Source organism: Duganella sp. CF517 (assembly GCF_900110275.1).
Lineage (GTDB): Bacteria > Pseudomonadota > Gammaproteobacteria > Burkholderiales > Burkholderiaceae_D > Rugamonas.
Genome location: NZ_FODC01000005.1, coordinates 609310 through 620217, shown reverse-complemented (window position 1 = coordinate 620217; position 10908 = coordinate 609310). Strand labels below are relative to the sequence as shown.

The 10908-nt window shown below is 66.7% G+C and carries 7 protein-coding genes; 4 read left to right on the top strand and 3 right to left on the bottom strand.

Going from position 1 to position 10908, the window contains the following annotated elements:
- Positions 1-52 precede the first annotated feature (52 nt).
- Both BMX85_RS22055 and BMX85_RS22050 read left to right on the top strand, forming a co-directional pair.
- Positions 53-3202 carry a glycoside hydrolase family 2 TIM barrel-domain containing protein gene (locus BMX85_RS22055; RefSeq protein WP_090323902.1) on the top strand — a complete coding sequence of 1050 codons (3150 nt, stop codon included), beginning with the start codon at positions 53-55 and terminating at the stop codon, positions 3200-3202.
- Between the two features lie 129 nt (positions 3203-3331).
- Complete coding sequence (locus tag BMX85_RS22050) at positions 3332-4387, top strand: LacI family DNA-binding transcriptional regulator (protein ID WP_090323744.1); 1056 nt, start codon at positions 3332-3334, stop codon at positions 4385-4387.
- Positions 4388-4466: 79 nt separating this feature from the next.
- Here the strand turns inward: BMX85_RS22050 and BMX85_RS22045 are convergent, their stop codons facing one another.
- From BMX85_RS22045 to BMX85_RS30580, 3 genes are all read right to left on the bottom strand, one after another.
- The gene (locus BMX85_RS22045; RefSeq protein ID WP_090323742.1) at positions 4467-4865 is read right to left on the bottom strand and encodes an SWIB/MDM2 domain-containing protein; all 399 of its coding nucleotides are present in this window, start codon (positions 4863-4865) and stop codon (positions 4467-4469) included.
- Between the two features lie 247 nt (positions 4866-5112).
- Positions 5113-6480, bottom strand: a complete 1368-nt coding sequence (ffh, locus tag BMX85_RS22040) for a signal recognition particle protein (RefSeq protein WP_090323740.1) — start codon at positions 6478-6480, stop codon at positions 5113-5115.
- Between the two features lie 107 nt (positions 6481-6587).
- The gene (locus BMX85_RS30580; RefSeq protein WP_177196849.1) at positions 6588-8774 is read right to left on the bottom strand and encodes an NHL repeat-containing protein; all 2187 of its coding nucleotides are present in this window, start codon (positions 8772-8774) and stop codon (positions 6588-6590) included.
- Between the two features lie 322 nt (positions 8775-9096).
- Here BMX85_RS30580 and BMX85_RS22030 point away from each other — a divergent pair, with 322 nt between their 5' ends.
- Together BMX85_RS22030 and BMX85_RS22025 are read left to right on the top strand one after the other, a co-directional pair.
- The gene (locus BMX85_RS22030) at positions 9097-10071 is read left to right on the top strand and encodes an ABC transporter substrate-binding protein (RefSeq protein ID WP_090323735.1); all 975 of its coding nucleotides are present in this window, start codon (positions 9097-9099) and stop codon (positions 10069-10071) included.
- Positions 10072-10902, top strand: a complete 831-nt coding sequence (locus tag BMX85_RS22025) for an ABC transporter permease (protein ID WP_090323733.1) — start codon at positions 10072-10074, stop codon at positions 10900-10902.
- Positions 10903-10908 lie beyond the last annotated feature (6 nt).

Sequence of the window (10908 nt, the reverse complement as noted above, 5' to 3'; positions counted from 1 at the left end):
ACAAAAACAATAAAGGAGATAAAGACAGATGGCAAAACAGATGGCAAAACCGATGGCAAAACCGATGGCGCTGCGCCTTTCCGTTCACGCATGCCTGCTGGCGCTGGCCAGCCTATCCATGGGGACCGCGCACGCCGCGCCGCCGACCGAGTGGGAGCAGCCCGAAGTGGTTGCCGTCAATCGCGAGCCGATGAAGGCGACCTTTTTCAATTTCGAGAGCACGGACAAGGCGATCGCCGCCGACCCGGCCGCGTCCAAATACTATCTGTCGCTCGACGGCACCTGGTCGTTCGCGTACTCGGAGCGGCCGGAAACCCGTCCCAAGGACTTCTACCGCGACGGCTTCGACCTCGCCGGCTGGAAGACGATCCAGGTGCCCGGCATGATCCAGGCGCAGGGCTTCGGCAAGCCGATCTTCACCAACATCGATTATCCGTTCCCGATGGCCGAGCCGTTTATTCCGCCCGCGCTCAACGAGGTCGGCTCCTACCGCCGCGACTTCGTCGTGCCCGCCGACTGGGACGGGCGCGATGTCTTCCTGCACATCGGCGCCGCCGGCGCGGCCTACTACATCTGGGTCAACGGCGAGAAGGTCGGCTATTCGGAGGATTCCAAGCTGCCGTCGGAATTTAATCTGAGCAAATACGTCAAACCGGGCAAGAACAGCATCGCGATCGAGGTCTACCGCTGGGCCGACGCCTCGTATCTGGAAGACCAGGACTTCTGGCGCCTGTCCGGCATCGAGCGCAGCGTGTATGTCTACGCCGAGCCGAAGTCGCGCCTGCGCGACTACACGGTCACCGCGCTGCTCGACAAAAAGACCTACAAGGACGGCCTGTTCGCGCTGAACGCCGAACTGGCCGGCGCGCCATCGTCCGGCGAAATCGCCGTCACGGTGTACGACGGCGACAAGGCGGTGCTGAGCACCGCCGGCCGGGTGCGGGGCGACAAGCTGGCGCTGGACGGCGTGATCCGCAACGTCAAGCCCTGGTCGGCCGAGACGCCCAACCTGTACCGCATGGTGGTCGAGTACAAGGACGCCGACGGCAAGCTGCTGTCGGCGACGGCGCGCCGGATCGGCTTCCGCACGGTGGAGGTGGCCGGCGGGGAAGTGCGCGAGGTTCGCGTAAACGGCAAGCGCGTGATGATCAAGGGTACCAACCGCCACGAGCACGATCCGGTCACCTACCGCGTGATGTCGATGGACCTGATGCGCAAGGACATCGAGATGATGAAGCGGGCCAACGTCAACGCCGTGCGCACCTCGCATTATCCGAACGATCCGCGCTGGTACGACCTGACCGACGAATACGGCCTGTACGTCATGGACGAGGCCAACATCGAATCGCACGGCTACATGCAGGCCGGCGACCAGGCGCTGGAAAAGGGCCGGCCGGAGGAGCGCGAAAAGATCCAGCTCGGCTACAAGCCGCACTGGAAGGCGGCGCACCTGGACCGCGTCTCGCGCATGGTCCAGCGCGACAGGAACCATCCGTCGATCATCTTCTGGTCGCTGGGCAACGAAGCCGGCACCGGCCCCAACTTCGACAACGCGGCGCAGTGGATACGCGACAACGACCCGACCCGCCTGATCAGCTATCTGGGCCACGGCACCATCGGCGAGGAGCACCTGCCCAACACGTACACGGACATCTACGCGCCGATGTACGACGATATCGAGAAGATGGCCGACTATGCGGCCGATCCGCGCTACAAGCAGCCGATGATCCAGTGCGAATACGCGCACGCGATGGGCAATTCGCTGGGCAATTTCGAGGACTACTGGCAAGTCATCCGCGCCAACAAGAAGCTGCAGGGCGGCTTCATCTGGGACTGGGTCGACCAGACCGTCTACATGGACGATGACAAGGGCCGCCGCTTCTGGGCCTCCGGCTTCGACGTCAACCCCAAAAACGGCGACAACAGCGTGGTCGGCGACGGCGTGCTGCGCGCCGACCGCACGCCCGATCCCGAGTACTACGAGGTGCAGAAGGTGTATTCGCCGCTGGTGTTCGAGGGCAAGCCCGGCGCCGGCAGCATCACCGTGGTCAACCGCTACGACTTCAGGGACACCTCCGGCCTCGATTTCGACTGGGTGCTGACCAACGACGGCGTCGAGGCGGCCAAGGGTGTGTTGAAGGTGCCGGCCGTGGCCGCCGCCGGCAGGCGCGAGGTGCCGCTGCGCCTGCCCCGGATCGGCAATGGCGGCGGCGAGCAGGTGCTGACGCTGCGCGCCAAGGCCAAGGACGCGTCCACCATGGGCGTGGCCGCCGGCAGCGTGGTCGGCTGGTCGCAGTTCGTGCTGGCGCCGGCGCCGAAGGTGGCCAAGGCGACGCGGATGGTCAAGCCTTCCCGCAACGGCGACGACGTCCGCATCGAGGCCGGCAAGGCGTCGCTGCGGATGGATGCCAAGACCGGCTTGATCAACTACATCGTCGACGGCAAGATCCTGCTCAAGGGCGGCACGCCGAACTTCTGGCGCGGCCTCAACGACAACGACGAGGGCACCGGCGTCGAGAAGACGCACAAGGTCTGGAAAACCTTCACCGAGCAGCGCAATGTCCGCGCGGTGGAGGCGGGCGCCAACAGCGTCAAGGTGCTGTACAGCTTTGGCGCCGGGGCGGCGCACTGGGAAACGGTCTACACGCTGAACGCCGACGGCGTGCTGGGCGTGGCCTCGACGTTCACGCCGCTGCGCGACGACCTGCCCGATCCGCTGCGCCTCGGCCTGCGCTTCGACAACGACAATTCGCTCGACGGCGTGCGCTGGTATGGCCGCGGTCCGCAGGAATCGTACGCCGACCGCAGCACCGGCTACGCCATCGGCCGCTACAGCGGCAAGGTGGCCGACCAGTATTATGATTACAGCCGTCCGCAGGAAAGCGGCAACAAGACCGACGTCCGCTGGCTGTCGCTGTTCGACGCGCGCGGCGCCGGCATCACGGTCCGGGGCGCGGCGCCGTTGTCGGTCAACGCGCTGGCCTTCCCGTACGAGGACTTGTACCTGCGTCCGCGCGGGACGTGGAAAAGCTCGGAGATCGCGCCGCATGGCGACGGTTCGCTGTTGATCGACCTGGCGCAGGCCGGCGTCGGCGGCGATACCGGCTGGAGCCTGGACGGCCGGGCGCACGCCAAGTACCGCGTCAAGTTGCAGCCGGCCAGCTACAGCTTCACCGTGGCGCCGTCGGCGGTGCGTCAGTGAGGCTGCGCTAGGCACGCGCCCGGCTTTCGGACATGGCGCCCGCCCCGGGCGTCGGAAAGGCGGGCGTGATCGCATATAATCAGCACTTGATGAACCAAGGAATCGCTGACCAGCCAGCAAGGGAACCACGTGCCTGTAAAACAAAACGATCGGAGCCAGAGCGGCGCCACCATTTACGACGTGGCGCGCGTTGCCGGCGTATCGGCCATGACGGTGTCGCGGGTGATGAACGGCAACTCGCACGTCTCCGACGCCACGCGCGACAAGGTGACGGCGGCGATCGCGGCGTTGAATTACCAGGTCAACTTCGCCGCCCGCGCCGCCCGCGTCGGCACCCTGGGCGTCGGCCTGCTCTACAGCAACCCCAGCTCGGCCTACATGAGCGCCTTCCTGGTCGGCGCGATGGACCAGTGCAGCCAGAGCGGCGGCCAGTTGATCCTGGAGCGTTGCGACGACTTGCGCAGCCAGCGCAGCGCCATCGCGCGCCTGATCGCCAACGGCGCCGACGGTATCCTGGTGCCGCCGCCGCTGTGCGATTCCAAATCCGCGCTGAAGCAGCTCGACCAGATCGGCATGCCGACCGTGGCGATCGCCACCGGCCGGCCGGTGGCGGGCGTGTCGGCCGTGCGCATCGACGACTATGAAGGCGCGATGGCGATGATGCGCTACCTGCTGGGGCGCGGCCACCAGGACATCGCCTTCATCCAGGGCGACCCGCTGCACACGCCGGCGCTGCTGCGCTACAAGGCCTACCAGGACGCGATGGCCGAGGCCGGCCTGGCCGTGCTGCCGGAGCGCGTCGCGCCCGGCCTGTTCACGTACCGCTCGGGCCTGACGGCCGCGCGCCAGTTGCTGGCGCACAAGACCCGGCCGAGCGCCATCTTCGCCGCCAACGACGACATGGCCGCCGCCGTGGTGGCGGTGGCGCACGGCCTGCACCTGCAGGTACCCGAGGACCTGGTGGTGTGCGGCTTCGACGACACGCCGGTCGCCACCACCGTGTGGCCGGAGCTGACCACGATCCACCAGCCGATCAGCGACATGGCGCGCGCCGCCGTCGACCTGCTGATCGACCAGATCCGCCGCCGCCGCGCGGGCGACCCGGCGCCGGTGCAGCACAAGCTGATGCCGTTCACCCTGATCACGCGCGAATCGTCCGACGCCTCGCTGGCCGGCACGGCGTAACGCCGGCGTCGGGCAAAAAAAAATGCCTCCGTCGCTGGGCGAGGGAGGCATCTCCGGCGCGGCCTGGCGGCCGCTGCGCTTATTTCAGGTGGTCGGAAATGAGCTTGGTCATTTCGAACATGGACACTTGGGCCTTGCCGCCGAATACAGCTTTCAGCTTGTCGTCGGCGTTGATCATGCGGCGGTTGGCCGGATCTTGCAGGTCGAGCTTTTTGATGTAATCCCAGACTTTTTTGGTCACTTCGGTACGTGGCAGCGGATCGGCGCCCACGACGGCTGCGAGCACGGTCGACGGGGTCATCGCTTTCATGAATGCGGCATTCGGTTTGCGTGCGGCGGCCGGTGCCGCGGCTTTTTTCACTGCGGCTGGTTTGGCTGCCGCTTCTTTTGCGGGTGCTGCTTTTTTCGCGGCTGCCGGTTTGGCGGCCGCGGCCTTCTTAGCTGGTGCTGCTGCTGGGGTTTTTTTGGCTGTTGCCATTCTCGAGCCTCCTTAACGAACACATGGAAAATTGCGCAATTGATCGCACCGGCTAATATTGGTGGGGTTTTAAGCCTTATGCAAGTCTTTTTCGCGTTTTTGCCCGGAAACACCACGTAAATACCTGGCTACGTGAGCCAGTGCACCGTCCAGGGGCGCAAACCCGCATATTTCCCCGTGTGCGCGCTGCTTTGGCGCATGCGTTGGGGCACCCTCCGGGCACGCGCGGGCGCGCCCGTGGTCCGCCTTAGCGCATGCCAGGCATCATGCCCTTCATCGAGCGCATCATCTTCATCATGCCGCCGCCGGAGAGCTTTTTCATCATCGATTGCATCTGTTCGAACTGGGTCAGCATGCGGTTCACTTCCTGCACCTGGACGCCGGCGCCGGCGGCGATGCGGCGCTTGCGGGTGGCCTTGATCAGTTCCGGCTTGGCCCGTTCCTGCGGCGTCATCGAATCGATGATGCCGACCATGCGCCGCACCTGCTTGTCGGCCTGGTCCATGTTGGCGCCGCCGGCGGCCTGCTGGAACTGCGCCGGCAGCTTGTCGACCAGGCTGGCCATGCCGCCCATTTTCTTCATCTGGCCCAGTTGCGCCTTGAAGTCGTTCATGTCGAACTTGCCGCCGACCTTCATCTTCTGCGCCAGGTCGGCCGCCGCCTTGCTGTCGACGCCTTTGCGCGCCTCTTCCACCAGCGCCATGATGTCGCCCATGCCGAGCACGCGGCTGGCCATGCGGGCCGGGTCGAACGGTTCGAGGCCGTCGAGTTTTTCGGACACGCCGGCGAACTTGATCGGCTTGCCGGTGATGTGGCGCACCGACAGCGCCGCGCCGCCGCGCGAGTCGCCATCGAGTTTGGTGAGCACGATGCCGGTCAGCGGCAGCGCGTCGTTGAAGGCCTTGGCGGTGTTGATGGCGTCCTGGCCGAGCATGGCGTCGACCACGAACAGGGTTTCGATCGGCTTGACGGCCGCGTGCACGGCGGCGATCTCGGTCATCATCGCCTCGTCGATGCCCAGGCGGCCGGCGGTGTCGATGATCAGCACGTCGTGGTAGTGCTTCTTGGCCCAGTCGAGCGCGGCGAGCGCGATGTCGACCGGCTTGTCCTGCGCGGTCGACGGGAAGAAGTCGGCGCCGACCTGCGCGGTGACCGATTGCAACTGGGCGATCGCGGCCGGACGGTAGACGTCGGCCGACACCGTCAGCACCTTTTTCTTCTTTTCTTCCTTCAGGTATTTGGCCAGCTTGCCGACGGTGGTGGTTTTACCGACACCCTGCAGACCGGCCATCAGGATGATCGCCGGCGGCTGCTGGGCAAAGCTCAGCTGCGTGGCCTCCGGGCCGAGGTCGGCGCCCATCAGCGTGGCCAGCTCGCGCTGCACCACGCCCACCAGCGCCTGGCCCGGCGTCAGCGAGGAAATGACTTCCTCGCCCAGCGCCTTTTCCTTGACCCGGGCGATGAATTCGCGCACGGCCGGCAGGGCGACGTCGGCCTCGAGCAGCGCCATGCGCACCTCGCGCAGCATCTCGGCGGTGTTGGCCTCGGTCAGTCGGGCCTCGCCGCGCATCGTTTTGACGACCTTGGCAAGGCGTTGGGTAAGATTATCTAGCATGATGCACCTGGAGTATGGACGTGAGGGCGCCCGGCGCCAGGCCGGGCAATGGCCGCCATTTTACCGCATCGCACCGGGGTTGGCTGCGATGCGGCGTGCCCGTTCGCTTAGTTGGGCAGCAGCAGGCGCAGAACGGCGGCGCCGGAGATCACGGCAAAGCTGTTCGGGCCGGTCGGCACGATGCCGGCCGGCGCATACAGTCCGGCCGGCAAGGCGCCCAGGCGGATGCCCGGCACGCCCGGCGCGCCCACCGCCACCGTGCGCTTGCCGGCCGCGTCGGTGGCGTAAATCACGTCCTCGGCGGCGTCGGCCGTGTAGACCAGGCCGTTCGGCGCCGCGTTCAGGCCGGCCGGCAGCGCGGCGATGGTGGTGACCACCGCCTGCGGCGTGACCTTGCGGAACTTGTCGACGTCGCTGACATAGAGGTTGCCGGCGATGTCGATTCCTTCGAGCTTAGGTGCGATAAAGGTTGCCGCTGCGCCGGTGCCGTCGGTCGACGCGGTTTGGCCGCGCGTGGCCGTGCCGGCGAACACCGTGACGGCGCCGGCGGCCGTGACCTTGTACAGCGCGCCGCCCGAGTTGACCGACATCGAGTTTTGCGGCGGGCGCGCCGACAGGAAGACGTTGCCGTCGGCGTCGACGACGATGCCGTTCGGTTTGAACGCGAAGTCCTTGTCGGCCACCACGGTGCTGACCGTGCCGTCGGCGGCGACCTTGCGCAGCCACAGGCCGTGGGCGTCCTCCATGCGCGCGCCGAAGTTCCACTCGGCGAACTCGAGCGTATAGAGGTTGCCCGCCAGGTCGGCCGCCAGATGGCTCAGGCGCACGAAGCGCGCCGTCTCGCCCGGGCCGTCGACCTCCAGGTGGCTGTCGCCCTCGAAGCCGGCGAACGGTTGCAGCGTGCCGCCGCTCAATTGGTCGATCTGGGCTTCGCGCGCCAGCTGGATGGTGCGCGTGGCGCTGTTGAAGCGCAGCTTGCGCACGCCCGTGGCGCTGCCGTAGGGCGGGAACAAACCGGTGGCCGGCGGCTTGGCCACCCGGTGCAGCGTGCTCACCACGCCGGCCGGGGTGACCTGGCGCACGTTGACGCCGTCGCTGCCCTCTTCGAGCACGACGAGGTTGCCGTTGTTGTCCAGCGAGACCGACAGCAGTCCGCCGAAGCGCGCCGTGGCGGCGTCGCCGTCGATCGATTCGTAGGGGGCGCCGACCACGCCGGCGACGGTGGTCACCAGGCCGGTGCGGCTGATCTTGCGCAAGATGTTGCCGTCGGCGACGTAAAGGTCGCCGTTGGCGTCGGTGGTGGCGTCGGTGATGTTCCAGAAGCGGGCGGCGGCGCCCTGGCCGTCGGCTTGCACGCCGGCGGTGGCGGCGCCGGCCAGCACGGTGGCGGTGGCGCCGTCGGCGGATGCGCGCAGCACCTGCGCTTCGCTGTAGAGGTAGATGTTGCCGTTACGGTCGATCACCACGCGCGCGGCGGCCAGGTTGCTCTGCAAGGTGGTGATCTGGCCGCCACGCAGCACGCGCAGGCGCGCGCCGCCGTCGTTGTCGACGAAATAGATGTCGCCGTTGGGGGCGGCGGCCAGGCCGCTGACCTTGCCGGTCTGCGCGGTGGCGGCGCCGCCGTCGGCGTGGCCGTAGCCGAGCGACGCCGTCGGCATGGCCGTCAGCACGTTGCCGCTCGGACTGACGACGCGGATGACGGTGAACTGGTTTTGGATACCGGCCGCTGTTCGGCTGTCGGCCCAGTTGAGATCGGCCACCACCAGATTGCCGCTGCGGTCGACGTCCATGGCGCCGATTTCCAGGAAGCGCGCCGCCGTGCCCTGGCCGTCGATCAGGCCCTTGCCGCCCAGCGAGCCGGCCAGCAGGGCCAGGCCGGTGCGCTGGCGCGGGTCCGGCATCAGCGCCAGCTTGGCCGTGGCCGTCACGCCGGCCGAGGTGGCGGTGATGGTGACCGGCGTGGCGGCGCTCACGGCGGCGGCCGGCGGCGTGTAGGTGACGCTGGCGCCGGTCGTGGCCGACAGCGTGCCCAGGCTGCCCACGCCGAGCGCCCAGGTGACGTCGGCGGCGCGGCCCAGCGTCGCCGTCAGGGTCACCGGTTTGGTGCCGACGATGCGGCTCGCGGTGGTGCCCAGGTCGATCTTCTGCGGCGCCTCCGGCGCCGGCGGCGTGGTGGGGGCGGTGGTGCCGCCGCCGCCGCCGCCGCCGCAGGCGGCCAGGTTGGCCGCCACCAGGGCGCCGAGCGCGGTGCCGACGAACTTGCGGCGCGTATAGGTCTTTTTGCTTGAGGTCATCTGCGACTTTCTTGGTGGGTTGTTGTAGTTTTGTGCCCGCCCGGCGGCGCCGGTTCGCGAGGTTTGCTTCATTGAGCTAGGTCAACGTCCGTGCGGGAACTTTGTAATCTCATGTGAGTAGACGCAACCTTGGTGAATCAACATGTCATTATCGATGCAGATCGCCTTTAAATACTCACGCATTGTCACTCTGACAGGGTTGTTTTGTAACAAATAGCAACGGGAGACGGCTTCATGACGATAGGCAAGTGCCCGCCTGCTTGATATGATCGCCACACTACAAGAGTGGCCGCCGGCCATGTCGAGACCTTAGGAGGGACGGATGAGACTGAAATCGATCTGCAGGATGGTGTGTGTCGGGTTGTTGGTCAGCGCCGCCGGCGCCCAGGCGCAGGACGTGGTCCGGCTGGGCAACCTGAAGTTCGCCCACTACGGCGCCGTCTCCTATATCAAAGAGATCGCGCCCAAGTGCGGCATCAAGGTCGAGGAGCATGTCTTCGCCAAGGGGCTGGACGTGATGCAGGCCATCATCGCCGGCGAGCTCGACATCGGGACCACGGCCTCGGAGGCGGCCATCTCCGGGCGCGCCGGCGGCGCGCCGATCTACGTCGTGGCCGGCTTCGCCAAGGGCGGCGCGCGGCTGGTCGGGCGCACCGACCTCAATTTGAAGACCGTCAAGGACCTCAAGGGCAAGCGGGTCGGCGTCACGCGCGGCGGCATCCAGGAGGTGCTGCTGCTGGCCGAGCTGCAAAAAAACGGCATGACGTTCGCCGACCAGCCGGGCAAGGACGTGCAGCTGGTGTTCCTCGCTTACGCCGACCTCAACCAGGCGCTGCTGGGGAAGAACATCGACGCCATGATGCAGTCCGAGCCGCAGTCCTCGCAAGCGATCAACAAGGGCTTCGGCACCGAGATGCTCAAGCCCTACGACACGCCGATCGGCGAACCGGTGCGCACCATGGTGATGACCGAGAAGTTCTATAAGGAGAAGCGGCCGGTGGCCGAGAAGTTCATGAACTGCTTCGTGCAGGCGACCAAGAGCTTCATCGAGAACAAGGCGCTGGCCGAGAAATACGTGCGCGAGGTGGTGTTCAAGGGGCAGATCACCAAGGACGATTTCGACGACGCCATCGGCAATTCGCCGTACAGCTACGACATCACGCCCGAGCATATCCAGACCACCACCGACGTCATGGTCAAGACCGGCGTCGGCCGCATGAGCAAGCCGCCGCTGGCCAAGGACTGGGTCAAGACCGACCTGCTCGACGCGGCCAAGAAGAACCTGGGCGTGAAGTAAATGGCCGCCCGCTCCAACTCGTCCTGGCGGCAGGCCGCCGTCGGCATGGTGGTGCCGGCGCTGGTCATCGCCGTGTGGCAGGCGGTGGCGATGCTCGGCTGGGTCAATCCGCAGGTGCTGCCGTCGCCGCTGGCGGTGGTGGAAAAGTGGATCGCCTACCTGCTGCCGCTGCAGCCCTACGACCCGGCCGCCGGCGGCTGGCTGTCGTGGGCCGTCTCCGGCGAGTTGATCACCGATTCGATCGGCAGCCTGTATCGGGTGGTGGTGGGCTTCGTCATCGGCGCCGGGCTGGCGCTGCCGATCGGACTGGCCATGGGCGCCAACGCGCGCGTCTACGACTGGCTCAATCCGCTGGTGCAGCTGCTGCGGCCGATCCCGCCGATCGCCTACATTCCGCTGTCGATCCTGTGGTTCGGGCTGGGCAATCCGCCGGCCGTGTTCCTGATCGCGCTGGGCGCCTTCTTCCCGGTGCTGATGAACACCATCGCCGGCGTGCGCCAGGTCGACGGCATCTACCTGCGCGCCGCGCGCAACCTGGGCGCCACCGGCGGCACCATGTTCGTGCGCGTGATCCTGCCGGCCGCCGTGCCCTATATATTGTCCGGCGTGCGGATCGGCATCGGCACCGCCTTCATCGTGGTCATCGTCTCCGAGATGATCGCCGTCAACAACGGCCTCGGTTTCCGCATCCTGGAGGCGCGCGAGTACTTCTGGTCCGACAAAATCATCGCCGGCATGATCAGCATCGGCTTGATCGGCCTGGCCATCGACGTCGGCATGAACAAGCTGAATAACCACCTGCTGCGCTGGCACCGCGGGTTGGAAAACTAAGATTGG